This window comes from Pseudooceanicola sp. DL12, from assembly GCF_056270665.1.
Window position 1 is genome coordinate 1,057,332 of sequence record NZ_CM149884.1, and the last position, 25,672, is coordinate 1,083,003.

Below are 25,672 nucleotides of genomic sequence, written 5' to 3' on the forward strand. Positions count from 1 at the left end.
TGACGCATTGAAGACGCTGTAGACTGAACACGGTGCAGACGTGAAAGAACCCCTTCTCCTGATCCCAGGCCTTATGGGCGATGCCCGGCTCTGGGCGCCGCAGCTGGCCGCCCTTGGCCGCGATCGCCTCGTCGTCATCGCTCCTCCGATGGCCGCCGACCGGATCGAGGACTACGCCTCCGACCTGCTACCACAGCTGCCGGTGCGTTTTGCCCTGGCCGGTCATTCCATCGGGGGCTGTGTCGCGATGGAGCTGTTGCGCCGCGCGCCTGACCGGATCACCCGGCTGGCACTGCTGGCGGTCTCGCCGATGGCCGATACGCCGCAGCAATCCGCCGACCGCGAGGCATTCATCGTCCGGGCCCGCGCTGGCCGCCTGTCCGAGGCGCTCTCCGGGGCCCTGCCGGCCGAGGCTCTTGCTCCCGGCCCCGGTCGCACCCCGGTCTGGCAGCAATGGCGCCGGATGGGAGAGGACCTGGGCGAGCGCGTCTTCATCGCCCAGCAGCGCGCGCTTCAGCGCCGCCCCGATCAGCAGGCCAACCTGCGCAAGCTGCGGGTGCCGGGCCTTGTCGTCTGCGGCGAGGCCGACACGCTGGTGCCGCCCAAGCGGCACGAGGCCATGGCGGCGATGACGCCGGGCACGCGCCTTGCGGTGATCGAGGGGGCAGGGCACCTGCCGATGCTGGAACAGCCCGAGGCCGTCACGGCGGAACTGATGCGCTGGCTGGCGGAACCCTCGCGCCTGCGCTGAGGCTGCCGCGCGGGCGGGCCCCTAGAGGCTGCCCCGCGCCTTGCCCTTCTCGGGAAAGATCTGCTGTGCGATCCCGGCAAACAGCAGGTAGACACTGACCGCGACAAAGCTCAGCTCGGCCCATTTCGCCAGGTGGAAATGATCGAATGTCGCGGCGAGGCCGAGCACCACCCATATCGCGGCCATCGGCAGCGAGACCGTTCGCCAGCGCCGGGTACGCACCGGGTGGATGAATTTCAGCGGCATGAACATCGCCACCGTCAGGGCCGTGATCATCGGCAGCATCACCGCGATCGGCGGCTCGGTGGCGAAAAAGACCAGCACCACCATGTTCCAGCAGCCGGGGAACCCGCTGAAGGAATTGTCCTCGGTCTTCATCTTGGTGTCCGCGAAATAGACCGCCGAGGCAAAGGTGATCAGCAGCACGCCGACCCAGCCCGTCCAGCCCGGCAGCAGCCCCGACTGGTAGAGGGCAAAGGCCGGGATGAACACATAGGTCAGGAAGTCGATGATCAGGTCGAGCAGCACCCCGTCGATGCGCGCGGCATGGGTCTTCACGTCGTATTTCCGGGCCAGCGGCCCGTCGACCCCGTCGACGGCAAAGGCGACCACCAGCCACAGGAACATCGGTTCCCATTGTTCGTTGGCGGCTGCGATGATCGCCAGCATGGCAAATATCGCGCCGGTGGCGGTCAGCAGGTGAACGGAAACGGCGCGCATTCTCACGGGTGTCATCATCCGGTGATCTACGCATGTCGGCCCGCGATTGGCAAGAAATCAGCGTCTCGGATGTGCCTTGCGGTAAACATCCATCAGGCGCGCGCTGTCCACGGCGGTATAGGCCTGGGTTGTGGACAGGCTCGCATGTCCCAGTAATTCCTGGATCGCGCGCAAATCGCCGCCCGCGTTCAGCAGATGGGTCGCGAAACTGTGACGCAGTGCATGTGGCGTCGCCGAGGAGGGCAGGCCCATCTGGGCGCGCGCCTTGGCCATGGCGGTGCGGATGCTGCGCCCGTCGAGCGGCCCGCCGCGGATGGCGCGGAACACCGGTGTGCCCTTCTCGATGGGCCAGGGACACAGCTCGAGGTACTGCTCCACCGCGCGCCGCGCCGGTGCGATCACCGGCACCACGCGTTCCTTGCCGCCCTTGCCGATGATCCGCAGGCTGTCGCCGATGGGCAGGTCCTCGGCGCTCAGCGACAGCGCCTCCGAGATCCGAAGCCCGCAGCCATAGAGCAGTGTCACCACCGCCACGTCGCGCGCCGAGACCCACTGTCGCGGGTCCTGTTCGCCGACCTGCTGCAGGATCTGCGCGGCATCCGGTTCGGTCAGCGGGCGTGGCAGCTTGCGTTGGTACTTGGGGCTGCGCGCCGACAGAACGGCGGTGGGCTCGAAGCCCTCGCGTTCGGCCAGCCAGCGATAAAAGGTCTTTACCGCCGACAGCTTGCGCGCCAGCGACCGCGCCCCCACGCCCGAGCTGCGCAGATGCGCCATCCAGCTGCGCATGTCCGGCGTGGTGATCCGCGACAGCGGGCCAAGCCCCTGCGAGTCGCCCTTGTGCAGGGTGATGAAGGCGATGAACTCCATCACGTCGCCTCGATAGGCCTCGATGGTGTTGTCGGCCCGGTCCAGCAGCGCCTTCTGCGTCTCCAGCCATTGCTGCAGCGCGTCGCGCGCGGCCGGCGAAACCGCCAGCGCCGCCGCCGATGTCTCCACGCCGCTCATGCCAGCCAGCGGCGCATCGTCCGTTCAAAGACCCCGGCGAAAAAGCCCAGCAGGTCGGTGCCGTGGTGCGGCGTGAACTGGTTCGGATCCTCCGAGCCCATGATCAGCATCGCCGGCAGGCGCCCGGGGCCCAGGTCGAGCTGCAGGCAGGCCTCCGAGGCGATGCGCTCGGAGAGCGCACCAAAGACCGGCTCGTGTCCGCCGGGGATCTGCCGCAGCAGCACCGGCCGGCCCATGCCGCCGCGGTGCATGTCCTGATAGGCCGCCACGAACCCCGGCTCGACGATGCAGAGCACGTCGCCCAGCCGGTTCAGGCTGGCATCGGCCTCGGTCTGCTCTGTCTCCAGCACCAGCCGCATGGCGTCGACACCCAGGATGTCGGCCACGTCGCCGCCCAGGTCGCGCAGCAGGGTCTCGAAATCCTGCGCTTCCAGCAGGTGCAGCACCGCTCGGTGGATCTGGTTGGTGCCGGCCAGGTTCTCGTAGGCGGCGGCGATGACGTTGCGGTGGGTGTCTTCCAGCCGGTCCAGCCGCGCCTCCAGCCGCTCCATGGCGATGCCGCGCAGGTCGACGATGTTCTCGCCCATGGCACGGCCATTGGCGGCGATCAGCGCGTCCATCACGTCGCGGTCATCCAGGATGCAATCGGGCCGCGCGATGATCCGCGCGCGCATGACACTGTCCAGCTCGGGCTTGCTACTGCTCATATCAGCCTCTGTCTCTTTTTCTTTCTGCATAGCAGAACCGCAAAGAAAAATCGCGGCCCTTTTTGCCAAGGCCGCGATTTCATTCTTGATTGTGCTGTCGTCCCGCGATGCGGGCGGATCCTTACAGGATCTTGATGCCGGCGTCGGCGATGTCCTTCAGGAAGGCATCCAGGCCCTTGTCGGTCAGCGGGTGGCTGGCCAGGGCCTTGATCACGGCCGGCGGGGCGGTGATCACGTCGGCACCGATGCGGGCGCTTTCGGCCACGTGGTTCGCCGTGCGGATCGAGGCCGCCAGGATCTCGGTCTCGAAGGCATAATTGTCATAGACGGTGCGGATGTCCTCGATCAGCTGCATGCCGTCGAGGTTGATGTCGTCCAGCCGTCCGATGAAGGGGCTGATGAAGGTCGCGCCCGCCTTGGCCGCCAGCAGCGCCTGGTTGGCACTGAAGCAGAGCGTCACGTTGACCATCGTGCCCTCGTCCGACAGCACCTTGCAGGCCTTCAGGCCGTCCCAGGTCAGCGGCACCTTGACGGCGATATTGTCGGCGATCTTGGCCAGCTTGTGACCCTCGGCGATCATCGTCTCGGCGTCGGTGGCGGTTACTTCCGCGCTCACCGGACCGTCGACCAGGTCACAGATCTCCTTGGTCACTTCCAGGATGTCCCGGCCGGACTTCTTGATCAGCGTGGGGTTGGTGGTGACGCCATCCACCATGCCCAGCTCGTTCAGCTCGGCAATGGCAGCGATGTCTGCGGTATCTACAAAGAACTTCATCCGGGGCCTCGTGCAGAGAGAGATGGATTGGATTTTACTCTCCCGCGCTTTACCCGATACAAGGGGGCTCCGAAACCCCAATCGCCCCATCGCGCCGCCACCGGCCCCCGCCAATACCCCGGGATACCGCCTTGTCCGACAGTCCGTCATTCTTCGAAGAGGGCACGCTCGTCTCGGTCCTGACGAGCCAGCCGCTCGACCGCACCCTGGACTATCGCGCGCCCGAGGGCGGCTGCCGCGACGGCGCCTTCGTGCAGGTGCCGCTCGGCCCGCGCCAGGTGATTGGCGTCGTCTGGGGGCCGGGCAAGGGCGGTTTCGACCTCAGCAAGGCCCGCGCCGTCACCCGGGTGCTCGACGTGGCGCCGATGCGCGACGAGATGCGCGATTTCCTGGTCCGCGCGGGCGATTACACGCTCACGCCGATGTCGGCGATGCTGCGCCTGGCCACCCGCGCGCCGGGCCTGTCGGATCCGCCCTCGATGCAGAAGGTCTATCGCCTGGGCGACGAAACCCCCGACCGCATGACCGATGCCCGCACCCGCACCCTTGCGGTGCTGGAGGAATTCGGCGGCCTCGCCTTCACCCTGAAGGAGCTCGCCGATGCCGCCGGCGTCACCTCCTCGGTGATCAAGGGGCTGGTGAAACAGGGCGCCGTGATCGAGGAGAACACCCCCCGCGACGTGCCCTATCCGATGCTCGATCCCTCGCTGCCCGGCAAGGCGCTGACCCCGGATCAGCAGGCCGCCTCCGACCGGCTGCGCGCCGGCATCGACAGCGGCACCTACGGCACCACGCTCCTGCGCGGCATCACCGGATCGGGCAAGACCGAGGTCTACCTCGAGGCCGTTGCCGCCTGCCTGGCAAGGGGGCGTCAGGCGCTGGTGCTTCTGCCGGAAATCGCCCTCTCGGCCGAATTCCTGAACCGGGTGGAAAAGCGCTTCGGTGCCCGGGCCTGCGAGTGGCACTCCGGCGTCACGATGACCGAACGCCGCCGGGCCTGGAAGATGGTGGGCGAGGGCGGCGCGCAGCTCGTCGTCGGCGCCCGTTCGGCGCTCTTCCTGCCCTTCCGCGACCTGGGCCTGATCGTCGTGGACGAGGAACACGACAGTTCCTACAAGCAGGAAGACGGCGTGCATTACAACGCCCGCGACATGTCGGTGCTGCGTGCCTCCATCGCCCATGCCCGCGTCATCCTCGCCTCTGCGACGCCCTCGCTGGAAACCTGGGTGAATGCCCAGGCGGGCAAGTACGACCGCATCGACATGACCTCGCGCTTCGGCACCGCCGTTCTGCCCGAGATGAAGGCCATCGACATGCGCGCCGAGGAGCTCGCCTCGGGCCACTGGATCTCGCCCTCGATGCAGGCGGCGGTGCGCAAGCGGATGGAATCGGGCGAACAGGCGCTGCTCTTCCTCAACCGCCGCGGCTATGCCCCCGTCACCCTCTGCCGGGCCTGCGGCGAACAGATCGAATGCCCCCATTGCGACGCCCGCATGGTCGAGCACCGCTTTCTCAAGCGGCTGATGTGCCACCAGTGCGGCGAGAGCATTCCCATGCCGGAAAAATGCCCCTCCTGCGAGGCCGAGGGCATGCTCTCTGCCGTGGGGCCGGGCGTCGAGCGCCTGACCGAGGAGGCAACCGAACTCTTCCCCGAGGCCCGCATCGCCACGCTTTCCTCCGATCTCTTCGGCTCGGCCCGGGCGTTGAAGCAGGCGGTGGAAACCATCGCCACAGGCGGCGCCGACATCATCGTCGGCACCCAGCTGGTGGCCAAGGGGCACAACTTTCCCCTGCTGACGCTGGTGGGGGTGATCGACGCCGATCTCGGCCTGCACGGATCCGACATGCGCGCGGCGGAAAAGACATTCCAGCTGATGCGTCAGGTGGCCGGCCGCGCCGGCCGCGCCGACAAGCCCGGCGAAGCCCTGATGCAGACCTATCAGCCCGACCACCCGGTGATCCGCGCCATTCTCTCGGGCAACGAGGAAGATTTCTGGAACGCCGAAGCCGAAGCCCGGTCCCAGGCCCAGATGCCCCCCTTCGGGCGCATGGCCGGCATCATCCTCTCGGCCGAGGAACAGCAGATCGCCATGGAGGCCGGCATGCGGCTGGCCCGCAACGACGCACCGCTGCGTCGCGCCGGCGCCGTGGTTTATGGCCCCGCGCCTGCGCCCATCGCCCGGGTGCGCGGCTGGCACCGGGTGCGCCTGCTGGTCAAGGCGCCAAAGGGCGTGGCCCTGCAGGGCGCCGTTTCGGAATGGGTCAACACCACACCGATGCCGCGCAACCTCCGCCTGACCATCGACATCGACCCCCAGAGTTTCTACTGAACCTGGGCACCTGTCGGGCGGGGCCTTCAACCACAGCGTTCAAACCGCGGCAGTTAGGGCGCAGTCCCTCGCAAAGTGCCGGGGCAGGGCCCGCGCGCACTTGTCTCCTTGTTCCTTCATGTGGTCCCAATGCCCATGGACGGCCTCGGGCCGGATGCTGAACAGGAAAGACCAGACGATGAGTGCAGAGCGGCTAGAAGGGCAGCTTCCGGGCAACGGCGAGCATACCGAGCTCGATCCCGATCACCCCGACCTGATTGTGCGCTATTCCAACCGCCTCGTGCGTCTCGGGGTGCGGCTTCTGTCGGTGGTCATGGTGATCGTGATCGTCTGCGGCATCGTGGAGTCCGGCTTCATGATCGTCGGTCGCCTGCTCACGCCGCCGATTTTCATTCTCACCGTCGGCGACATTCTCGCGGTGTTCAATGCCGCGCTGATGGTGCTGATCGCCATAGAGATCTACACCAACGTCACGCTCTACCTCACCAAGGACGTCATCCACGTCAAGCTCGTGGTCGCCACCGCCCTCATGGCCGTTTCGCGAAAGGTGATCACTCTCGACAGCAAGGAGCTTCAGCCCGAGTACTTCATGGCCTACGGGCTGCTGGCGCTGGCCTTCGGGCTCACCTACTGGCTGCTTTCCCGCAAGCCGTAGCGACCTCCGCATTTTCGCGGCCCCTGCGGCAGGTCTGTGCAGGGATGCAATGTCAAATGTCTTCGCAATTTCCCGGAAGGCGGGTAAAGCATGCGAATGACACGTATCATCCCCATTGCCCAGGCCCCGACGATGCCGATCTGGCGTCGTCCCATCGCCCTGCTGGTGCTGATGGCGGTGGCTCAGCCCATCGCCTTCGCCACCTGGAACGCCCTGCTGAACAATTTCGTCATCGAATCCGCGGGCTTCGACGGGCATGACATCGGCTGGCTGCACACGGTGCGCGAGATCCCGGGCTTTCTCTCCATCGGCGTGATCGCGGTACTGCTGATCTGCCGCGAACAGGTGCTGGCGCTGATCTCGCTGATGCTGCTGGGGGTGTCCACGGCGCTCACGGCCTATTTCCCCACGCTGGGCGGAATCCTGATGATCACCTTCTTCAGTTCCGTGGGCTTCCACTTCTACGAGGCGGTGAACCAGTCGCTCCAGCTGCAATGGCTTACCCGCGAGCAGGCCCCCCGCGTGCTGGGCAAGCTGCTGGCCGTCGGCTCGGCCGCCACGCTGGTCTCCTACGGGCTGATCGTGGCCTTCTGGGATACCCTGGGGCTCAGCTACAACCTCGTCTTCATGCTGGCCGGCGGCACCACCACGCTGCTCGCCTTCCTCGCGCTCTTCCTCTACCCGCAGTTCGAGGCGCCCAATCCGCAGCGCAAGCAGATCGTCCTGCGCCGCCGCTACTGGCTCTATTACCTGCTTCAGTTCATGGCCGGCGCGCGGCGGCAGATCTTCGTGGTCTTCGCCGGCTTCATGCTGGTCGAACGCTTCGGTTTCGACGTGCATCAGGTCACCTCGCTCTTCCTGATCACGCTGCTGTCGAACATGGTTCTGGCGCCGCTCCTGGGCCGCGCGGTGGGCGTGATCGGCGAACGCCGCGTGCTGGCCTTCGAATACGCCGGCCTCGTCATCGTCTTCTCGCTCTACGGCGGCATCTACTACTTCGGCTGGGGCATTGCGCTGGCGGCCACGCTCTACGTGATCGACAACCTCTTCTTCTCCCTCGCCCTGGCGCTCAAGACCTACTTCCAGAAGATCGCCGATCCCGGCGATTTCGCCCCCACTGCGGCCGTGGCCTTCACCATCAACCACATCGCGGCGGTCTTCCTGCCGGCCTCGCTCGGCTATCTCTGGCTCTATTCGCCCGGTGCCGTCTTCGGCCTCGCGGCCCTGCTGGCCGCGGCCTCCTTCCTGCTGGCACTGCTGATCCCGCGCCACCCCGAACCGGGCCATGAGACGATCTTTTCCCGCCGCTTGCGCACCTCGGCCGCGGAATAGGCCGCCTGCGCGCGCTTGACGGCACGCCCCGCCGCGACTAGGCCCCGGGCAACCCCTTCCTTCCGAGGACTGCCAGAGGACGACCATGACCACCTTCACCGCCTATACCAAGCTGACCAGCAAGCAGGACGCCGAGGCCCTCGGCGAGGCGATGGAGCGCCTCATCCCCGAACCCACCGGCATCGGCGTCTTCGAGATGGAGGACGACAGCGGCCTCTGGGAGGTCGGCGGCTATTTCGAGGAGAAGCCCGACGAGGCCGGCCTGGCCCTGCTGGCCACCATGAACAACGCCCGCCCCTTCGTGGTCTCCGAGGTCCCCGAGACCGACTGGGTTGCCCATGTCCGGCGCGAGCTCTCTCCCGTAGAGGCCGGCCGCTTCTTCGTCTACGGCTCCCATGATGCCGACAAGGTGCCTCAGGATCCGGCCGTCATTCCGCTTCTGATCGAGGCCGCCATGGCCTTCGGTACCGGCCACCACGGCACCACTCTCGGCTGCCTCAAGGCGCTCGACCGGCTCGACAACGAAGGCTTCTCCACCGATCGCACCGCCGACATCGGCTGCGGCACCGCGGTGCTGGCCATGGCCGCCGCCAAGATCTGGCCCGGCACGCCCATCGCCTCCGACATCGATCAGGTTGCCGTCGACGTCGCCGTCGCCAACCTGGCCGCAAACGACATGGCCGGGCAGGTGGCCTGCGTCGAGGCCGCCGGTTTCGACCATGACGAGCTGCACGACCGTGCGCCCTACGGGCTGGTCTTTGCCAATATCCTCATGGGCCCGCTGATCTCGCTCGCTCCCGACATGGCGGCCCATACCGCGCGGGGCGGCTATGCGATCCTCTCCGGGTTGCTGAACGAACAGGCCGACGACGTTCTCGCCGCCTATGTGGCCGAGGGCTTTGCCCTGCATCATTCCGAGCAGATCCGCGAATGGACCACGCTCACCCTGAAGATGCCCGCGTGATCCCGTATTGGGGATCCCGCCCCTGAAGGGCCCCCTTCCTGAAGGCCTGAAAACGACACGCAAAAGGCGGCCCCGGTGGCCGCCTTTTTGCATGGCTTGGTTCGGCGGCGCTTCGGCCCCGGTTCCGGCCATGGAAAAAGCCGCACCCGGCGGTCCGGATGCGGCTTTCTCTGTACAGCCCTTCAGTCTGCGGCATCCCCATGCCGCAGCAGGGTTTAGCGGCGGGCGACGTCCTCGATGTCACCGCGGACCAGGCCGATGTCGTTCAGCTCACGGTCGTTCAGGCGGGACAGGGCGTTGCGGGTCACGCGCACATCATTCCAGTTGGTGATGGCGGAAATCAGGTGGGCCAGCGGTGCGGCAAATGCCGAGAAGGGGCTGGCGGGTGCTTGGGTGCGGTCGTTGTAGTGCGTATTGGCCATTGGTCTTATCCTCATGGGGAGTTTCAGGGCCGACAGATTGTCTGTCGCGTCTTCTGTTGCCGCAGCTAGAGTTTTTATTCTGCCCATTCAAGCAGCAATTTTTGCATGCAACGCATGCAGGGAATGCATGGGTAGGCTGTGTCGCAGAAAGTTCATCAATTCTCGTAAAAAGTGTTTGGTGTGGGGTCGTTTTTGACCATCCGGACGGCGAATTTCGACGATCCATAAACGCGCCGCTGCCGATCCATCACGGAACGAAATCATTCATCGCCCTTGGCGCATGTTCTTGTTTCGTGCTAATTGTGAAAAAAAGTCCTGACAAAGGGCGACAGGCACCGGAAAGGGCAGGGCAAAATGCGCGTTTTGGGGATCGACCCAGGGCTTCAGAACCTCGGTTGGGGCATGATTCGTGTCGAGGGCAGCCGGATCAGCCACATCGACAACGGCGTGATTCACGGCGAGGGGGATGATCTGGCGCGGCGCCTGCTGCACCTGCATGATGGTCTGACAGAGATCGTCGCCCGCTTTCAGCCCGATCAGGCCGCCATCGAACATGTCTTCGTCAACCGCGACGGCGCCGGCACGCTGAAGCTCGGCCAAGCCCGCGGCGTGGCGCTGATCGTGCCGGCCCGTGCCGGCATCGTGGTGGGCGAATATGCTCCCAACAAGATCAAGAAGACGGTCGTGGGCGTCGGCCATGCCGACAAGAAGCAGGTCCAGCACATGGTCCGCATGCAATTGCCCGGCGTTCAGCTGAACGGCCCCGATGCCGCCGATGCCCTTGCCGTTGCCATCTGTCATGCCCATCACATGGGCTCGGGCCTGGCCCAGGCCATCCGGAGGAGCGCCTGATGATCGGCAAGCTGACGGGGATCGTCGACTACAAGGATCTCGATCACCTGCTGCTCGACGTGCGCGGCGTGGGCTACGTGGTCTATTGCTCCGACCGGACGCTGGCGGCGCTGCCCGGCCCGGGCGAGGCCGCCGCTCTCTATACCGACCTTCTCGTGCGCGAGGACCTGCTGCAGCTCTTCGGTTTCTCCACCATGGTGGAGAAGGAATGGCACCGCCTGCTCACCTCGGTGCAGGGGGTGGGGGCCAAGGCCTCGCTTGCCATCCTCTCGGCGCTCGGCCCCGACGGGGTCAGCCGTGCCATCGCGCTGGGCGACTGGAACGCGGTCAAGGCCGCCAAGGGCGTCGGCCCCAAGATCGCCCAACGGGTGGTCTCCGAGCTCAAGGACAAGGCGCCCACCGTCATGGCCATGACCGCCACGCCCGCCGCCTCTGCCGAGGGCGCGGTGATCGAGGAGGCGACCCCGGCGCCCGCCCCGAAACGCGCGCCGAAACCGGCGCCTGCGCCGGCCCCGAATGCCAATGCCCAGGCCGAGGCACTCTCCGCGCTCACCAATCTCGGGTATCAGCCTTCCGAGGCCGCAGGCGCCGTGATGCAGGCGCTCACCGACGCGCCCGAGCTTGACACCTCGGGCCTGATCCGGGCCGCTCTCAGACTGCTCGCGCCGAAGGATTAACCTTTTCGGGCCTGCCGCGATTTTCCGGATCGGCACCGACGCGATACCGACGTAATACCGACGTAATACCGACGTTGGAAATCAGCCTTTTCAAGGCGTTAGGATTTTGACATGACCGAGCCGGATCCGACCCTCAGACCCGCCCCGCTGCCAGAGGATCTGGCCGAGGATACCCGGGCCTTGCGGCCGCAGACCCTCGATGCCTTCATCGGTCAGGCCGAGGCCCGCGCCAACCTCAAGGTCTTCATCCAGTCCGCCCGCCAGAGGGGCGAGGCGATGGATCACACCCTCTTCCATGGCCCTCCCGGCCTGGGCAAGACGACCCTGGCACAGATCATGGCGCGAGAGCTCGGCGTCAACTTCCGCATGACCTCCGGTCCGGTGCTGGCCAAGGCCGGTGACCTCGCGGCGATCCTCACCAACCTCGAGGCGCGGGACGTCCTCTTTATCGACGAAATTCATAGGCTTAACCCTGCGGTGGAAGAGGTTCTCTATCCCGCGATGGAGGATTTCGAGCTTGATCTCGTGATCGGCGAGGGGCCTGCCGCGCGTACCGTGCGGATCGAACTTCAGCCCTTCACGCTGGTGGGGGCGACGACCCGTCTGGGCCTGCTCACCACGCCGCTGCGCGACCGTTTCGGCATTCCCACCCGGCTGCAGTTCTACACCATCGACGAGCTGCACGAGATCGTCACCCGCAACGCCCGTCTTCTCGGTGCGCCCGCCGATGACGAGGGCGCCCGAGAGATCGCCCGACGTGCCCGTGGCACCCCCCGCATTGCCGGCCGACTGCTCCGCCGCGTGGTCGATTTCGCCGTGGTCGAAGGCGACGGCACCATCACCCGCGAGCTCGCTGACAGTTCGCTCACCCGCCTCGGCGTCGACCACCTCGGCCTCGATGGCGCCGACCGCCGGTATTTGCGAATGATCGGAGAGGGTTACGGGGGTGGCCCGGTGGGAATAGAGACGCTTTCGGCCGCCCTGTCAGAGAGCCGGGACGCCCTTGAAGAGGTCATCGAGCCCTACCTTCTGCAGCAGACCCTGATCCAGCGTACGCCCCGTGGTCGGATGCTGGCACAGGCCGGTTGGCGGCACCTTGGCCTGACCCCGCCGCGCGGCCCGGCCACGCCGGATCTTTTCGAGGAGTGATGCTTCCTTAACGCGCCTGCCGTACCTAGATCGGGCGTCGTACCCGTGGGTTTGCTCTTGCGCATGGACTTCATGCTTGGGAAAACCCTGCGCTTACCCAATTGCGACTGGCAAAGGATCCCACATGCCCGAGCTTGCGCCCGATGCCGGGCAGATCACCGATCTCTTTACCGATTCCGAGGGACAGTTCCGCTTTGCGCGCTGGTCCCGCCCGATCGCGCCGGTGATCTTTGGCGTTGCCGACGACAGCCTGCCGCCGCTCAAGGGCGCCATCGAGACGGTGGTGCTCGCCTCCGGTCACAAGATGACCGAGGTGGATCCCGAGCTCGGCGCCAACTTCATGATTTTCTTTCTGAAAGACTGGTCCGAGCTTGCCGAGGTCGAGAACATGGATCAGCTGATCCCGAACCTCGAAACGCTTCTGCCGCGGCTTCAGGCCGCCGGTGCGAACCAGTACCGTTTCTTCCGGTTCGACGCGGACAATTCGATCAAGGCGGCCTTCATCCTGCTGCGGATGGACGAGGCCCTGTCGGTCATGCCTGCGACCGACCTCGGTATCGAACAGACGCTCAAATCGATGCTCCTCTGGGCCCCCGATGCCTTTGCCGAGAGTTCGGCGCTGGCGCGCATCGAAAACGCCGAGGGTACCGTGATGCGACCCGACCTCACGGCGATTCTCGCCGCGGCCTATGATCCGGTGCTGCCCAGCTTCAGCGAGGACCCGACGCTGGCCCTGCGCCTGGCTGCACGGGCCGGACAATTCTACAACTGACCCGAATGGGCGGTGCGGTCAGGCGCGCGGCGCTTGCCTCTGCCCGGCTGCAATGCTTCATTGCCGCCAGAATTCAGTGCCTTGAGAGCTGTCCTGCATGAGCCACCTGTTTCACCTGCGCGTCTACTACGAAGACACCGACCTTGCCGGGATCGTCTATTACGCGAACTACCTGAAGTTCATCGAGCGGGCCCGCAGCGAATGGGTGCGCGATCTGGGCGTCGACCAGGTGCGTCTGAAAGAGGACGAGGGCATCGTTTTCGCCGTTCGGCGGGTTGAAGCCGATTATCTCTCGCCGGCCAGATTCGACGACGAGCTGACCGTCGAAACCGTACCGGAACAGGTCACCGGGGCGCGGATCATCCTGCGCCAGGATGTCCGCAGGGCCGATGCCTTGCTGTTCACATCGCATGTCACGCTGGTGGCCCTGTCAGAGACCGGCCATCCCGCGCGGCTACCGGCAAATATTCGCCTGATGCTGCACTGAGCCCTTTCACAACCGCGTGGCCCGGGCGGCTTTCCGCCTTAATTCATTGGCCAATCCCCTTGAACTGCGCTAGCTTCCTCCGCAATCAGGTCGCGCAGACGGCCGCGGTGAAAAAGAGCAGGCATTATGGACCCACAAACCCTCGCATCCGTGCAGGAGATCGATTTCTCCATGCTCGGCCTTTTCGGCCGTGCCACGTTTACCGTGAAAATCGTGATGCTTCTGCTGATCCTGGCATCCTTCTGGAGCTGGTCGATCATCATCCAGAAATTTATCACCTTCCGGCGAGCCCGTTCCGAAGCGGCGGCCTTCGACCAGGTCTTCTGGTCCGGTGAGCCGCTGGACGAACTCTACGACGATATCGGCCCCGAGCCGTCGGGACGGTCGGAACGTGTATTTGCCGCCGGCATGACGGAATGGCGCCGTTCGCACCGTTCCGACGGCCGCATGATCGCCGGGGCTCAGGCCCGGATCGACAGGTCGATGGATGTTGCGATCGCCAAGGAAGCCGAGACCCTGCAATCAGGCCTCTCCGTGCTCGCCACCGTCGGCTCCACCGCGCCATTCATCGGGTTGTTCGGGACGGTCTGGGGCATCATGCATGCCTTCATCGGTATCGCGGAAACCCAGAACACCAACCTTGCAGTCGTGGCGCCGGGGATCGCAGAGGCCCTTCTGGCCACTGCTCTCGGCTTGATTGCCGCGATCCCGGCCGTTGTCTTCTACAACAAGCTCAGTGGCGACGCGGATCGCATCGTTGGCGGCTACGAAGCCTTTGCCGACGAATTCTCCACCATCCTCAGCCGTCAGTTGGACAGCTGACATGGGCGCGAGCGTACAGGGCGGATCCGGATCGGGCGGGGGACGTCGCAGGGGGCGACGTCGCGGTGGCCGTGCGCTCCCCATGGCCGAGATCAACGTCACGCCATTTGTTGACGTCATGCTGGTGCTGCTCATCATTTTCATGGTGGCCGCACCCCTGATGGTCGTCGGCGTGCCGGTCGAACTGCCCAAGACCGCCGCGGCGGCCCTGCCATCCGAACAGGAAGAGCCGCTGACTGTCACCGTCACCTCTGACGGCCGGATCATGATCCAGACAACCGAAACGCCCCGCGACCAGCTGCTGGACAAGCTCCGTGCTGTCGCGGCAGAGCGCTCGTCCGACCGCGTTTACCTGCGGGCTGATGGTGCTGTCCCATATGAGACGGTGGTCCAGGTCATGGGGGCCCTGAACAGCGGTGGCTTCACGAATATCGGCCTCGTCACGGACACCGGCGGGCCGACGCTGGATGGCGAAGGCAACTAAGACGCTATGAACACGGGCCAGGTCATATCCGGCGCGGGACACCTCGGGGTGATTGCTATCGTGCTTTTCGGCGGTTGGTTCTCTTCGCCGGCGCCCGAGATCCAGGTCACGCCGGTCTCGATCATTTCCGAGCAGGAGTTCGCGGCCATGCAGGGCGGCAGCCGTCCGCCCGGACCGGCGCCGCAGGTGCGCCCGCCAGACTTGCCCGAGATCGCTCCGGAACCCTCGACCGAGGCGCCGGTGGCCACGGCAACGGACACTGCTCCCGCGCAGCCGGACCCCGAGCCGGCCCCCGCCGCGCCCGAACCCGACGCCGCACCGGAAGTGCCCGTGCCGACACCGCCGGTCTCCGAGGTGACGGATGCCCCGCCGGCCCAGCCGGAGGCGGCGCCGCAGCCCGCAGAGGACATGGCGGCGCTGGTGCCGGCCCCCGCACCGGAGCCCGAGGCGACACCGGCCCCCGTCGTGCGGCCCGAGGCCCCGCCGGCGCCGCAACAGGCGCCACGCATCGCCCCCGAGCCGGTCGAGCGGCCGGACCGGGACATGCCGGTGGACATCGAGAGCCGCCCGGAAGTGGCGCCTTCAGAGGATCCTGCCGCCGAGCCTCTCGAGGAGCAGGATGCCGCATCGCCCGAGGAGACCACCACCGAGATCGTGACCGAGGCGGACGAGCCTTCGACCCGTGCGCCCGCTACTTCGGTGCGGCCCAAGACCCGCCCCGAACAGGTGGCTGCGGCGGAGCCCGCGCAGCAGTCAGCTCCCGCCCCCGAGCCGAAACCCGAAGCCAAGCCCGAGCCCCAACCAGAGCCGAAGCCCGCGCCCAAGCCTGCCCCCGCGCCAGCGGCCGATACGCCGGCGGAAGATCCGGCAGAATCCGCCATCGACAAGGCCCTTGCCGAGGCCCTGGGCGGCGGTGCAGACACCGGTCAGGAAAATGCCCCGCAGGCGCCGGCGGCGGCCTCCGGCCCGCCGCTGACGGCCGGCGAGATGGATGCGCTCCGCCTGGCGGTCGGTCAGTGCTGGAACGTCGATGTCGGCTCGCCTGCCTTCGGCGTGACTGTGACCGTCCGCTTCCAGCTTGACCGCAATGGCAAGGTTGCAAGCGATGTGTCCCTTGTCAGGGCGCAGGGGGGCGATAATTCAGCACAGAACACAGCCTTTGCCGCAGCGCGCCGTGCGGTCTTGCGTTGCGGTGCCAGCGGCTTCACGCTGCCCGCAGAGAAATACGAGCAGTGGCGTGACATCGAAATGACATTCAACCCGGAGAAAATGCGGAACCTATGATGAAACGCATCCACAGGCCCAATTTTCTGCTCACCGCGCTTTTCGCGCTGATGTCCCTTGTTCTGCCGGGTGCGGTTGCGGCGCAATCCGGCCCTCTGCGGATCGAGATCACCGAAGGCGTGATCGAGCCCTTGCCCTATGCGGTACCCGGGTTCGTGGCAGAGAGCCCGCAGGCCGGGGACCTCGCACAGCAGATCACCCGCGTCATCGCCGATGACCTGACTGGCACAGGTCTCTTCCGAGAGATTCCGGCCAGCGCCCATATCGGCAAGATCACATCCTTCTCCAGCCCCGTGCAATACGCCGACTGGAAGGCCATCAACGCCGAGGCGCTTATCACCGGTGCGGTGGATGTCCAGGGGGACCAGGTCGCCGTGAAATTCCGCTTGCACGACGTCTTCGCCGGGCAGGAACTCGGCAGTGGCCTGCAGTTCACCGGCACGCGAGAGGGCTGGCGCCGCATGGCTCACAAGGTGGCCGATACCGTCTACAGTCGGATCACCGGCGAAGATCCCTACTTCGACAGCCGCGTGGTTTTCGTGTCCGAGACAGGGCCCAAGGATGACCGTCGCAAGCGTCTGGCGATCATGGACTACGACGGTGCCAACGTGCAGTACCTGACCGACAGCACCTCGCTCGTGCTGGCGCCTCGCTTCTCTCCGACCGGGGACCGGGTGCTCTATACCAGCTACGAGACCGGCCGCCCGCAGATCTACGTCCTCGATGTGGCCAGCGTGGGACGCCGCGTGATCGATACCGGCGGTGGCGACATGGCGTTTTCGCCCCGGTTCTCGCCGGATGGGCGCTCTCTCGTCTATTCCAAGAGCGAAGGCAGCAACACCGATATCTTCCGGATGGACCTGGCGACAGGTCAGTCGACACAGCTGACCGTCGCCCCCTCGATCGAGACCGCACCGAGCTTCTCGCCCGACGGTTCGCAGATCGTCTTCGAGAGTGACCGTTCGGGCACCCAGCAGCTCTACATCATGCCCGTCAGTGGTGGCGAACCGCGCCGGATTTCCTTCGGCGAGGGACGCTACGGCACGCCGGTCTGGTCTCCGCGCGGCGACATGATCGCGTTTACAAAACAGAGCAAGGGCCGCTTCCATATCGGCGTGATGCGCACAGATGGCAGCGGCGAGCGGTTGCTGACCGCGTCGTTCCTCGACGAGGGGCCGACATGGTCGCCGAATGGCCGCGTGATCATGTTCTCCCGCGAGACGCAGGGGGCCCAGGGCACCTCTTCGCTCTATTCCGTCGACGTGACAGGCCGGAACCTGAAACGGGTCAGTACCGATGGCGGGGCTTCCGATCCAGCCTGGTCACCGTTGCAGAACTGAAAAGCCGTCCCGCAGCTGCCATCGATGGCTGCGGGGCAGGGACCTTCCGGCGGGGATGCGCCGGTGATAGACTGACTTGAACACTGAAACAGAGGCACTTCGCATGACCTATCTGGCAAAAGCCGTTCTCCTCTGCGCGGGGCTGAGCCTCGCCGCATGTACCAACCCCGACCGGTTCGGCAGTGGCAGCGGTGCCTACGGCGCGAACGGAGCCAATGGCGCCTATGGCGCCGGGCAGGCCGGGACGGCATCCGATCCGACTTCGCCGCTGTATTTCCAGCAGGCCGTCGGGGACCGTGTGCACTTCATCGTCGACCAGTCCAGCCTGACCCCGGAAGCCCGGACGACGCTTGACGGGCAGGCGCGCTGGCTGACCGCAAACCCGGACTTCAAGGCCACCATCGAGGGCCACGCCGACGAGCAGGGCACCCGCGAATACAACATCGCCCTCGGTGCACGCCGCGCCAGCGCCGTGCGCGATTACCTGGTGGGCAAGGGCGTGGCGCCGCAGCGCCTCGATACGATCAGCTATGGCAAGGAACGCCCGATCGCAATCTGTTCGACCGAGAGCTGCTATGCGCAGAACCGTCGGGCGGTCACGGTGCTGTCGCCTGCTGCGGGCATGTGACCGGTTCGCAAGAGAACCGGAAATTGACACGGGCATAGGAAGGATACCGGGCACATGATCCGTCGATACCTCGTCATTCTGTGCTGTGTCCTGACGCTGCCGGTTCTGCCGGCGGCGGCCCAGGACCGGCAGGAAACACTCGCCGATATCCGGCAGGAACTCTCTACGCTTTACGTCGAGATCCAGAACCTCAAGCGCGAGCTCTCGACCACAGGTGCGACGGGCAATGCAGTTGCCGGTGCGGTTCCTCTCGACCGCGTCAATGCGATTGAGACCGAACTGCAGCGCCTGACCAACAAGACCGAGGAGATGGAACACCGCATCGATGCCATCGTGACCGATGGGACCAACCGCATCGGCGACCTGGAGTTCCGGCTGGTCGAGCTCGAAGGCGGGGATGTTTCCAAGCTGGGCGAGACGACGACCCTCGGGGGCGGCTCTGCGGGCGGTTCCGGTTCCGGAAGCGACCAGGCGGCATCGCCGCTGCCCGCTGTTCCCTCCGACAACAGTAACACGGCACAGCTCGCCGTCGGGGAGCAGGCCGACTTCGAGGCGGCACAGCAGAAGCTCAGCTCGGGCGACTATGCGGGGGCGCTCGACGGCTTCGTCAAGTTCAATTCGGATTACCCCGGCAGCCCGCTTGCCCCGGCGGCGCAGCTCGGTCGTGCCCGTGCGCTCGAACAGCAGGGCGACAGCAAGCAGGCCGCGCGCGCCTACCTCGACAGCTTCACGCTTGCGCCACAGGATCAGACCGCACCGCCGGCGTTGCTGGGCCTGGGTCGGCTTCTCGGGCAGCTGGGTCAGAAGAGCGAAGCCTGCGTGACACTTGGCGAGATTTCCAAGCGTTTCCCCTCGTCGGCTTCGGCAACCGAAGCCCAGACGGAAATGCGTAATCAGGGCTGTTCGTGACGACCTTTGACGTGCAGGCGTTGCAGGATCTCGTGGCGGTTCACTTTCCGCCCGGGGGACCGCGCAGGATTGGCGTGGCCGTGTCGGGCGGGGGAGATTCCCTCGCCCTTCTGCATTTGCTTGCGGCGCGTGCCGGGGAGGATCCGGCCCTTCAACTCCGGGCCGTGACCGTCGATCATCGCTTGCGCCCCGAGGCGCGCGACGAGGCGCGACAGGTGGGCGCAATTGCGCAGGGCCTGGACGTGTCACATGATGTTCTGACCTGGGAGAGCTGGGACGGCTCGGGCAATCTGCAGGCTGAGGCCAGGCGGGCGCGATATGACCTGCTGAAGGACTGGGCATTGCAGCATCAGATCGAGGAGATCGCGCTTGGCCATACGGCGGACGATCAGGCGGAAACTTTCCTGATGCGTCTGGCGCGCTCCTCCGGTGTCGATGGTCTCTCCGGTATGCAGGCCCGCCGTCCTGACGGGGGGGTGACCTACGTCCGGCCGCTTCTGGAGGTCACCCGGCAAACCCTTCGCGATTACCTGAAAGCGCTGAACGTCGTCTGGATCGATGACCCCTCGAACGAGGATCTGCATTACGACCGGGTCAAGATGCGCCGGGCGATGCAGCTTCTTGCGCCACTCGGGATAACCGCCCGCGCCATCGGAGACGTCACCCGGAACCTGGGCGCGGCCCGGGCAACGCTGGGATGGTATGCCGCCGAGGAAGCCCGCAAGCACGTGCGGTTTGAGGCAGGTGATGTTCTGATCTCGCGGTCGGAGTTCTGTGCCTTGCAGCCGGAGATTGCCCGGCGGATCCTGCTCGGGACGCTGAACTGGGTCGCGGGGGCCGGATATCCGCCCCGTCGTGCCAGCCTGGCCCTCGCACTTTCTGCGATAGAAGATGGGGCAGGCATGAACCTGCACGGCTGCAACGTGACGGTAATAGCTGATGATGTAAGGATTTCGAGAGAGTACGAGGCGGTGCGCGCTGTGATTGCCCCGGTTGGCAATGTCTGGGACGGACGTTGGCGTTTTGTTCGATCTGCTGATGCGGTCGCGGAAGACGGCCTGGAAATCCGCGCCTTGGGGCAGGAGGGCCTCGCCGAATGCGGGAGCTGGCGCGACTGCGGTCTGCCTTACCGGTCTCTGTTGGGCTACCCTTCCCTATGGCGGGGTGATACACTAGTCGCGGCCCCTCATGCGGGGCTCGCGACGGGATGGCATGCGGAGCTGCTGAGAGGCGAGGACGTTTACTACACTTCATTGCTGGCTCATTGAATGGCGGGCAATGAAACTTATTTAATCCCCGACGGCCTTATGTTAGGCGCAAGACCACTTGTTTTATGGGAGAGCTCACGTGGGCACCGCAAAAAACCTCGCTTTCTGGGCCGTGCTGCTTCTGTTGATCGTGGCGCTGTTCAACCTGTTCAGCGGGTCGGGCAACACGCTGCAAAGCCAGAACCAGCCGTATTCGGAGTTCGTTTCCGAAGTGGATGACGGATTCGTCACCTCGGCTACCATCGACGGCGAGAAGGTGCTCTACCGGGGCACCGACGGCAAAGATTACGTCACCATCATGCCTCAGGGCGCGGATGTGACCGATCTTCTGCTCAGCAACAACATTTCCTTCAGCGCCAAGAGCCAGGAAGAGAGCGGCTTCCAGGCGTTCATCATCTCCCTGCTGCCCATCCTGCTGCTGATTGGCGTGTGGATCTATTTCATGAACCGCATGCAAGGCGGCGGCAAAGGTGGGGCGATGGGCTTTGGCAAATCCCGTGCCAAACTCCTGACTGAAAAGCACGGCCGCGTTACCTTCGATGATGTCGCCGGTATCGACGAGGCCAAGGAAGAGCTGGAAGAAATCGTCGAATTCCTGCGCAACCCGCAGAAATTCTCCCGCCTTGGCGGCAAGATTCCGAAGGGGGCTTTGCTCGTGGGGCCTCCGGGCACCGGCAAGACGCTGCTGGCCCGGGCCATCGCTGGCGAGGCAGGCGTGCCGTTCTTCACCATATCGGGCTCCGATTTCGTGGAGATGTTCGTTGGTGTGGGTGCATCCCGCGTCCGCGACATGTTCGAGCAGGCCAAGAAGAACGCGCCGTGCATCGTCTTCATCGATGAAATCGACGCTGTCGGTCGTCACCGTGGTGCCGGCTATGGCGGTGGCAACGACGAGCGCGAACAGACCCTCAACCAGCTGCTTGTCGAGATGGACGGTTTCGAGGCCAACGAGGGCGTGATCATCGTCGCTGCGACCAACCGTCGTGACGTGCTCGATCCCGCCCTGCTGCGTCCTGGCCGTTTCGATCGCCAGGTCACCGTGCCGAACCCCGACATCAAGGGCCGCGAGAAGATCCTCAACGTCCACGCCCGCAAGACACCGCTAGGGCCGGACGTCGATCTTCGGATCATTGCACGCGGCACGCCGGGCTTCTCCGGTGCCGATCTTGCAAACCTCGTGAATGAGGCCGCACTCATGGCGGCACGCGTCGGCCGCCGGTTCGTGACCATGCTCGATTTCGAAAATGCCAAGGACAAGATCATGATGGGCGCGGAACGCCGCTCCATGGTGATGACCCCGGCGCAGAAGGAAATGACCGCCTATCACGAGGCTGGACATGCCATCGTCGGGCTGACGCTGCCGAAATGTGACCCGGTTTACAAGGCAACCATCATTCCCCGCGGGCAGGCCCTCGGCATGGTGATGTCGCTGCCCGAAATGGATCAGCTGAACTACTTCAAGGACGAGTTGGAACAGAAGATCGCCATGACCATGGCCGGCAAGGCTGCCGAGATCATGAAGTGGGGCGAGAATGCCGTCTCCAATGGTCCGTCCGGCGACATCATGCAGGCCTCCAACCTGGCCCGTGCTATGGTGATGCGTTGGGGCATGTCCGACAAGGTCGGCAACATCGACTACCAAGAGGCCGCCGAGGCCTTCCGTGGCGGTGGCGCCGGTGGTTTCTCGATCTCTGCCCACACCAAGGAGCTGATCGAGCAGGAAGTGAAACGGATTATCGACGAAGGTTACAGCCAAGCCTATCAGATCCTCACGGATCGTCATGATGACTGGGAGCGCTTGGCGCAGGGCCTTCTTGAATACGAGACTCTGACCGGCGCCGAGATCGAGCGCGTGATCCGGGGTGAACCGCCCACCTCGGAAGAGGACGAGGATGACAAGCCTGACGCGGGCAATGCACCCTCGGTTACGGCGATCCCTAAGACCAAGCCGCGCAACAAGCCCGGTAGCGGGATGGAACCCGAACCGACCGCCTGAGGCGGTCCAGGTTCAAGCTTTTGAAACCGGAGCCCTAGTGGCTCCGGTTTTCTTTTGTGCACAGCCTTGCATTCGCTGAGGCAGCCGCCATCCTGTGGGCAATCTTTTCCAGAGGAGCTTGCACAGGATGCCTGCACTTGTCCCAACAGCCTTTTCCGCCCGTGTAACTTGGCTTGGCGTGGTGGCTGACAGGAAGCGCGCGCTGGAGTCAGATGGTCGCGACTGCCTGGTTGCCACCTTTGAGGGGCCCGAAGGCGAAAGCCACCGTGGACTGACCCGCCTGTCATGCAGCCGGGTGGTCAGTCAGCACCCGCGCGGGACGACCATCCGTAACGTTCGGCAATTCTCCGTGGTTTCAGCCGAGGAGATCGCCGCGATTGCGGCCGCCTTGGATCTTGATGATCTCGATCCCGCCATGCTGGGAGCAACGCTGGGGCTGGAGGGGATCCCCGATTTCAGTCACATCCCTCCTTCATCGCGGCTTCAGGGGCCAGATGGCGTGACGCTTGTCGTGGATATGGAAAACCGGCCCTGCAATCTGCCTGCGCGGGTGATCGAAGCGGCCTTGCCGGGGCACGGCAAACGCTTCAGGAATGCGGCCAGGGGGCTGCGTGGCGTGACGGCCTGGGTAGAGAGGGAGGGGGTTATTTCGCTTGGAGACGAGATGACGCTGCACATCCCGGACCAGCCGGTCTGGCAGCATCTCGACAAGGCCCGACGAGGGAAGACAGACCTTGCCGAGAGTGCCGTTTAAGCCAGAACAACAGCCGCAAGCAACAGGGTTGCGGCGAAACTCGCATGAAAAACAAAAGCAGCAGCACTCATGACATTCTCCTTGGCAGCTAAGGAAGTTCGTCGTTTGTAGCTACCCAACGCTGCAACCGGGCATTGGTTCCATGTCGGCAGGCCGGCCTTGCCGCGTGGACGGTCAGGCTTGCTTTGCCGCTTGAAAAGAGAATAGAGCTGCGGGCCAGCAAGTCAGGAGACAGTCACATGCCTCAACCTTCCGACATCGATATCGCGCGGGCGGCGGACAAGCTGCCGATCACTCAGATTGGCGCGCGGCTCGATATCCCATCAGTGGCGCTGCTGCCTTATGGCCATGACAAGGCGAAGATAACCCAGGATTTCATCGCCGGTCTCGAAGGGCGTCAGGACGGCAAGCTGATCCTCGTCACGGCCATCACGCCGACGCCGGCGGGCGAGGGCAAGACGACCACGACCGTGGGCCTGGGCGATGGCCTGAACCGCATCGGCAAACGTGCGGCGATCTGTATCCGCGAAGCCTCGCTCGGTCCCTGCTTTGGCATCAAGGGCGGCGCTGCCGGTGGCGGCCACGCGCAGGTCGTTCCAATGGAGGAAATGAACCTGCATTTCACGGGCGATTTCCACGCGATCACCAGCGCCCACAATCTGCTCTCGGCGATGATAGACAACCATATCTATTGGGGGAACGCGCTCGAGATCGATCAGCGCCGCGTCACCTGGCGGCGGGTGCTCGACATGAATGATCGGGCGCTGCGAGAGGTGGTTACCTCACTTGGGGGGGCGTCAAACGGATCCCCGCGACAGACTGGGTTCGACATTACCGTCGCCTCCGAGGTCATGGCCATCCTCTGTCTTGCCAGCGATCTGGGAGATCTTCAGCGACGGCTCGGTGAGATCATCGTCGGGTATCGGCGCGACAAGAGCCCGGTTCGCGCCCGTGACCTGAAGGCCGACGGGGCGATGACGGTGTTGCTGAAGGACGCGATGCAGCCGAACCTGGTGCAGACCCTGGAAAACAACCCGGCCTTCGTGCATGGCGGCCCATTTGCCAATATCGCACATGGCTGCAATTCCGTCATCGCCACGCGCACGGCGCTCAAGCTGGCGGACTACGTTGTGACCGAGGCGGGTTTCGGCGCTGATCTTGGTGCCGAGAAGTTCATGGACATCAAGTGCCGCAAGGCGGGGCTCTCTCCGGATGCCGTGGTTCTGGTTGCCACGATCCGGTCGTTGAAGATGAACGGCGGGGTCGCGAAGGAAGACCTTGCCACCGAGAACAGGGAGGCTGTCGCGGAAGGCTGTGCAAATCTGGCGCGCCATCTGGAGAACCTGCGTGGCTTCGGCGTACCGGTCGTCGTTGCGATCAACCGTTTCGATGGTGATAGCGAAGCCGAGTTGACGGTCCTGCGTGAACATGTCGAGGCCGAAGGAGCGGAGGTGTTTCTTTGCACCCATTGGGCCGAAGGCTCTGCCGGCATCAAAATGCTGGCCAGCCGCGTGGCTGATCTTGCCGATGGCGGCACGGCAGAGTTCAAGCTGCTCTACCCGGACGACATGCCATTGATCGAAAAGATCGAGACAATTGCCACCCGCATCTACCGAGCTGAGGGGATCGACGTGGACGACCGCGTTCGGGCCCAGCTTGCCGAATGGGAGGCCGAGGGGTTCGGCCAATTGCCAGTGTGCATGGCCAAGACGCAGTACAGCTTTTCTGCGGATCCGTCTCGACGCGGCGCGGTCACCGGGCATCGCATTCCGATCCGAGAGGTGCGCCTGAGCGCAGGTGCCGGTTTCATCGTCGCCATCTGTGGTGACATGATGACAATGCCCGGGCTCCCGCGCCACCCTGCGGCAGAGACGATTGGCCTGAATGCAGATGGCGAAATCGAGGGGCTCTCTTAACGCGGCATCGGGATGGCCCGGGCGAATGTGCCGGTAAGGATGGCCACGGCGCCTTCGCCCATAAGGGTGCTCAGAGCGGCATCCTGGCTTCGCAGGCCGCCGGTGTAGGTGCCAAAGGCGGGCAGGATCAGCCGGGCCGCGTCCAGCAGGAATGCTGGGCGCGCACGGCCCCTGAGGCTGGCCTTGGGATGGTAGTGGCCCGAAACTTCTCCGGTCGCGCCCGGCACTGCGATATGGCGAAAGATCACAGGCCCCATCCGCATCTCGGACAGATGCTCTCCGCCCAGGTCCAGAGGGCCCGGATCGTGATTGCCCTCGATCCAGATCCACCTGCGGCCAGCCTGCATGCGGGCCAGCCAGAGCAACTGGCTCTCGCTCAGGGCGCTGGCAGCAGCGCTGTCATCGAAACTGTCGCCCAGGCATATGACCGTGCCCGGATCGTGGAGATCCAGCAGGTGATCAAGTCGCGCAAGTGTGTCCTGTGTCTCGTATGGGGGCAGTGTGCTGCCGCCACGACGCGCCACGCGCTCGGATTTTCCCAGGTGCAGGTCCGACACGCAGAGAACCCCGGCCTCGGGCCAGAGCAAGGCTCCGGCGGCCAGCGCTGTCAGTCGCTCCCCGCGAAAGGTGAAATCGTAATCGTTCATGCCTGTGGTGGTGCCGCCGTCCTCGG

26 protein-coding genes are annotated in these 25,672 nt (G+C 65.0%); 20 read left to right on the plus strand and 6 right to left on the minus strand.

Going from position 1 to position 25,672, the window contains the following annotated elements; all coding sequences use genetic code 11:
- Nucleotides 1-40 precede the first annotated feature (40 nt).
- Nucleotides 41-751 (plus strand): alpha/beta fold hydrolase, encoded by a 711-nt coding sequence (locus AC0WR5_RS04980; protein ID WP_475867440.1) that lies wholly within the window; start codon nucleotides 41-43, stop codon nucleotides 749-751.
- A gap of 21 nt (nucleotides 752-772) precedes the next feature.
- Here AC0WR5_RS04980 and AC0WR5_RS04985 read toward each other — a convergent pair whose 3' ends face one another.
- The 4 genes from AC0WR5_RS04985 to fsa form a co-directional block, all read right to left on the minus strand.
- Nucleotides 773-1,471, minus strand: coding sequence for a CDP-alcohol phosphatidyltransferase family protein (locus AC0WR5_RS04985; RefSeq protein WP_475867442.1), 699 nt, complete (start codon nucleotides 1,469-1,471; stop codon nucleotides 773-775).
- Between the two features lie 57 nt (nucleotides 1,472-1,528).
- A complete protein-coding gene (locus tag AC0WR5_RS04990) occupies nucleotides 1,529-2,476 on the minus strand; it encodes a tyrosine recombinase XerC (protein ID WP_475867444.1) in 948 nt (315 codons plus the stop codon).
- Nucleotides 2,473-3,183, minus strand: a complete 711-nt coding sequence (locus AC0WR5_RS04995) for a DUF484 family protein (protein ID WP_475867446.1) — start codon at nucleotides 3,181-3,183, stop codon at nucleotides 2,473-2,475. The genes AC0WR5_RS04990 and AC0WR5_RS04995 overlap by 4 nt, the downstream gene beginning before the upstream one ends.
- Before the next feature lie 121 nt (nucleotides 3,184-3,304).
- Nucleotides 3,305-3,958 carry a fructose-6-phosphate aldolase gene (gene fsa / locus AC0WR5_RS05000; protein ID WP_475867448.1) on the minus strand — a complete coding sequence of 218 codons (654 nt, stop codon included), beginning with the start codon at nucleotides 3,956-3,958 and terminating at the stop codon, nucleotides 3,305-3,307.
- Between the two features lie 131 nt (nucleotides 3,959-4,089).
- On the opposite strand from fsa, the gene AC0WR5_RS05005 reads away from it, so the two are divergent.
- The 4 genes from AC0WR5_RS05005 (at nucleotide 4,090) to AC0WR5_RS05020 (ending at nucleotide 9,239) form a co-directional block, all read left to right on the plus strand.
- On the plus strand, nucleotides 4,090-6,288 hold the full coding sequence (locus tag AC0WR5_RS05005; protein WP_475867450.1) for a primosomal protein N': 2,199 nt from the start codon (nucleotides 4,090-4,092) through the stop codon (nucleotides 6,286-6,288).
- A 178-nt stretch (nucleotides 6,289-6,466) separates the two neighbouring features.
- A complete protein-coding gene (locus tag AC0WR5_RS05010) occupies nucleotides 6,467-6,943 on the plus strand; it encodes a phosphate-starvation-inducible PsiE family protein (protein ID WP_475867452.1) in 477 nt (158 codons plus the stop codon).
- A 96-nt stretch (nucleotides 6,944-7,039) separates the two neighbouring features.
- Nucleotides 7,040-8,275, plus strand: coding sequence for an MFS transporter (locus AC0WR5_RS05015; RefSeq protein WP_475867454.1), 1,236 nt, complete (start codon nucleotides 7,040-7,042; stop codon nucleotides 8,273-8,275).
- 85 nt (nucleotides 8,276-8,360) lie between these two features.
- Nucleotides 8,361-9,239, plus strand: a complete 879-nt coding sequence (locus AC0WR5_RS05020; protein ID WP_475867456.1) for a 50S ribosomal protein L11 methyltransferase — start codon at nucleotides 8,361-8,363, stop codon at nucleotides 9,237-9,239.
- 215 nt (nucleotides 9,240-9,454) lie between these two features.
- On the opposite strand, the gene AC0WR5_RS05025 is transcribed toward AC0WR5_RS05020, so the two are convergent.
- Nucleotides 9,455-9,661, minus strand: coding sequence for a DUF1127 domain-containing protein (locus AC0WR5_RS05025; protein WP_475867458.1), 207 nt, complete (start codon nucleotides 9,659-9,661; stop codon nucleotides 9,455-9,457).
- Nucleotides 9,662-10,015: 354 nt separating this feature from the next.
- Here AC0WR5_RS05025 and ruvC point away from each other — a divergent pair, with 354 nt between their 5' ends.
- The 15 genes from ruvC (at nucleotide 10,016) to AC0WR5_RS05100 (ending at nucleotide 24,999) form a co-directional block, all read left to right on the plus strand.
- A complete protein-coding gene (ruvC, locus tag AC0WR5_RS05030; protein ID WP_475867460.1) occupies nucleotides 10,016-10,513 on the plus strand; it encodes a crossover junction endodeoxyribonuclease RuvC in 498 nt (165 codons plus the stop codon).
- Entirely contained in the window at nucleotides 10,513-11,190 is a 678-nt protein-coding gene (gene ruvA, locus AC0WR5_RS05035; protein ID WP_475867462.1) for a Holliday junction branch migration protein RuvA, read from the plus strand. Before ruvC ends, ruvA begins: the two co-directional genes overlap by 1 nt.
- A 111-nt stretch (nucleotides 11,191-11,301) precedes the next feature.
- Nucleotides 11,302-12,339 (plus strand): Holliday junction branch migration DNA helicase RuvB, encoded by a 1,038-nt coding sequence (gene ruvB, locus AC0WR5_RS05040; RefSeq protein ID WP_475867464.1) that lies wholly within the window; start codon nucleotides 11,302-11,304, stop codon nucleotides 12,337-12,339.
- Between the two features lie 124 nt (nucleotides 12,340-12,463).
- Nucleotides 12,464-13,111 carry a hypothetical protein gene (locus AC0WR5_RS05045; RefSeq protein ID WP_475867466.1) on the plus strand — a complete coding sequence of 216 codons (648 nt, stop codon included), beginning with the start codon at nucleotides 12,464-12,466 and terminating at the stop codon, nucleotides 13,109-13,111.
- A 97-nt stretch (nucleotides 13,112-13,208) separates the two neighbouring features.
- Nucleotides 13,209-13,598 carry a tol-pal system-associated acyl-CoA thioesterase gene (ybgC, locus tag AC0WR5_RS05050; RefSeq protein ID WP_475867467.1) on the plus strand — a complete coding sequence of 130 codons (390 nt, stop codon included), beginning with the start codon at nucleotides 13,209-13,211 and terminating at the stop codon, nucleotides 13,596-13,598.
- A 126-nt stretch (nucleotides 13,599-13,724) separates the two neighbouring features.
- Nucleotides 13,725-14,420 (plus strand): protein TolQ, encoded by a 696-nt coding sequence (gene tolQ, locus AC0WR5_RS05055; protein WP_475867468.1) that lies wholly within the window; start codon nucleotides 13,725-13,727, stop codon nucleotides 14,418-14,420.
- A 1-nt stretch (nucleotide 14,421) separates the two neighbouring features.
- Nucleotides 14,422-14,904, plus strand: coding sequence for a protein TolR (tolR, locus tag AC0WR5_RS05060; RefSeq protein ID WP_475867469.1), 483 nt, complete (start codon nucleotides 14,422-14,424; stop codon nucleotides 14,902-14,904).
- Between the two features lie 48 nt (nucleotides 14,905-14,952).
- Nucleotides 14,953-16,188, plus strand: coding sequence for a cell envelope biogenesis protein TolA (locus tag AC0WR5_RS05065; protein ID WP_475867470.1), 1,236 nt, complete (start codon nucleotides 14,953-14,955; stop codon nucleotides 16,186-16,188).
- A 50-nt stretch (nucleotides 16,189-16,238) separates the two neighbouring features.
- Complete coding sequence (tolB, locus tag AC0WR5_RS05070) at nucleotides 16,239-17,528, plus strand: Tol-Pal system beta propeller repeat protein TolB (RefSeq protein WP_475868892.1); 1,290 nt, start codon at nucleotides 16,239-16,241, stop codon at nucleotides 17,526-17,528.
- A 103-nt stretch (nucleotides 17,529-17,631) separates the two neighbouring features.
- Complete coding sequence (pal, locus tag AC0WR5_RS05075; protein ID WP_475867471.1) at nucleotides 17,632-18,156, plus strand: peptidoglycan-associated lipoprotein Pal; 525 nt, start codon at nucleotides 17,632-17,634, stop codon at nucleotides 18,154-18,156.
- Nucleotides 18,157-18,210: 54 nt separating this feature from the next.
- The gene (gene ybgF, locus AC0WR5_RS05080) at nucleotides 18,211-19,065 is read left to right on the plus strand and encodes a tol-pal system protein YbgF (RefSeq protein ID WP_475867472.1); all 855 of its coding nucleotides are present in this window, start codon (nucleotides 18,211-18,213) and stop codon (nucleotides 19,063-19,065) included.
- Nucleotides 19,062-20,333, plus strand: coding sequence for a tRNA lysidine(34) synthetase TilS (tilS, locus tag AC0WR5_RS05085; protein ID WP_475867473.1), 1,272 nt, complete (start codon nucleotides 19,062-19,064; stop codon nucleotides 20,331-20,333). The genes ybgF and tilS overlap by 4 nt, the downstream gene beginning before the upstream one ends.
- 79 nt (nucleotides 20,334-20,412) lie before the next feature.
- On the plus strand, nucleotides 20,413-22,329 hold the full coding sequence (ftsH, locus tag AC0WR5_RS05090) for an ATP-dependent zinc metalloprotease FtsH (RefSeq protein ID WP_475867474.1): 1,917 nt from the start codon (nucleotides 20,413-20,415) through the stop codon (nucleotides 22,327-22,329).
- A 127-nt stretch (nucleotides 22,330-22,456) separates the two neighbouring features.
- Entirely contained in the window at nucleotides 22,457-23,083 is a 627-nt protein-coding gene (locus AC0WR5_RS05095) for an MOSC domain-containing protein (RefSeq protein WP_475867475.1), read from the plus strand.
- A gap of 239 nt (nucleotides 23,084-23,322) precedes the next feature.
- Nucleotides 23,323-24,999 carry a formate--tetrahydrofolate ligase gene (locus tag AC0WR5_RS05100; RefSeq protein ID WP_475867476.1) on the plus strand — a complete coding sequence of 559 codons (1,677 nt, stop codon included), beginning with the start codon at nucleotides 23,323-23,325 and terminating at the stop codon, nucleotides 24,997-24,999.
- Here the strand turns inward: AC0WR5_RS05100 and pdeM are convergent.
- Nucleotides 24,996-25,646 carry a ligase-associated DNA damage response endonuclease PdeM gene (gene pdeM / locus AC0WR5_RS05105; protein WP_475868894.1) on the minus strand — a complete coding sequence of 217 codons (651 nt, stop codon included), beginning with the start codon at nucleotides 25,644-25,646 and terminating at the stop codon, nucleotides 24,996-24,998. The two genes, AC0WR5_RS05100 and pdeM, sit on opposite strands and share 4 nt — an antisense overlap.
- Nucleotides 25,647-25,672 lie beyond the last annotated feature (26 nt).

Coding starts and splice junctions, on each gene's coding strand:
- AC0WR5_RS05025 (WP_475867458.1), bottom strand. CDS start 9,661: ATGGCCAATACGCACTACAACGACCGCACCCAAGCACCCGCCAGCCCC.
- tolR (WP_475867469.1), top strand. CDS start 14,422: ATGGGCGCGAGCGTACAGGGCGGATCCGGATCGGGCGGGGGACGTCGC.
- ybgF (WP_475867472.1), top strand. CDS start 18,211: ATGATCCGTCGATACCTCGTCATTCTGTGCTGTGTCCTGACGCTGCCG.
- fsa (WP_475867448.1), bottom strand. CDS start 3,958: ATGAAGTTCTTTGTAGATACCGCAGACATCGCTGCCATTGCCGAGCTG.
- pdeM (WP_475868894.1), bottom strand. CDS start 25,646: ATGAACGATTACGATTTCACCTTTCGCGGGGAGCGACTGACAGCGCTG.
- AC0WR5_RS04995 (WP_475867446.1), bottom strand. CDS start 3,183: ATGAGCAGTAGCAAGCCCGAGCTGGACAGTGTCATGCGCGCGCGGATC.
- AC0WR5_RS05045 (WP_475867466.1), top strand. CDS start 12,464: ATGCCCGAGCTTGCGCCCGATGCCGGGCAGATCACCGATCTCTTTACC.
- AC0WR5_RS04985 (WP_475867442.1), bottom strand. CDS start 1,471: ATGCGCGCCGTTTCCGTTCACCTGCTGACCGCCACCGGCGCGATATTT.
- AC0WR5_RS05010 (WP_475867452.1), top strand. CDS start 6,467: ATGAGTGCAGAGCGGCTAGAAGGGCAGCTTCCGGGCAACGGCGAGCAT.
- AC0WR5_RS05020 (WP_475867456.1), top strand. CDS start 8,361: ATGACCACCTTCACCGCCTATACCAAGCTGACCAGCAAGCAGGACGCC.
- ybgC (WP_475867467.1), top strand. CDS start 13,209: ATGAGCCACCTGTTTCACCTGCGCGTCTACTACGAAGACACCGACCTT.
- tolQ (WP_475867468.1), top strand. CDS start 13,725: ATGGACCCACAAACCCTCGCATCCGTGCAGGAGATCGATTTCTCCATG.
- ruvA (WP_475867462.1), top strand. CDS start 10,513: ATGATCGGCAAGCTGACGGGGATCGTCGACTACAAGGATCTCGATCAC.
- AC0WR5_RS05015 (WP_475867454.1), top strand. CDS start 7,040: ATGACACGTATCATCCCCATTGCCCAGGCCCCGACGATGCCGATCTGG.
- AC0WR5_RS05095 (WP_475867475.1), top strand. CDS start 22,457: ATGCCTGCACTTGTCCCAACAGCCTTTTCCGCCCGTGTAACTTGGCTT.
- AC0WR5_RS04990 (WP_475867444.1), bottom strand. CDS start 2,476: ATGAGCGGCGTGGAGACATCGGCGGCGGCGCTGGCGGTTTCGCCGGCC.
- ruvC (WP_475867460.1), top strand. CDS start 10,016: ATGCGCGTTTTGGGGATCGACCCAGGGCTTCAGAACCTCGGTTGGGGC.
- tolB (WP_475868892.1), top strand. CDS start 16,239: ATGTCCCTTGTTCTGCCGGGTGCGGTTGCGGCGCAATCCGGCCCTCTG.
- AC0WR5_RS05100 (WP_475867476.1), top strand. CDS start 23,323: ATGCCTCAACCTTCCGACATCGATATCGCGCGGGCGGCGGACAAGCTG.
- ruvB (WP_475867464.1), top strand. CDS start 11,302: ATGACCGAGCCGGATCCGACCCTCAGACCCGCCCCGCTGCCAGAGGAT.
- pal (WP_475867471.1), top strand. CDS start 17,632: ATGACCTATCTGGCAAAAGCCGTTCTCCTCTGCGCGGGGCTGAGCCTC.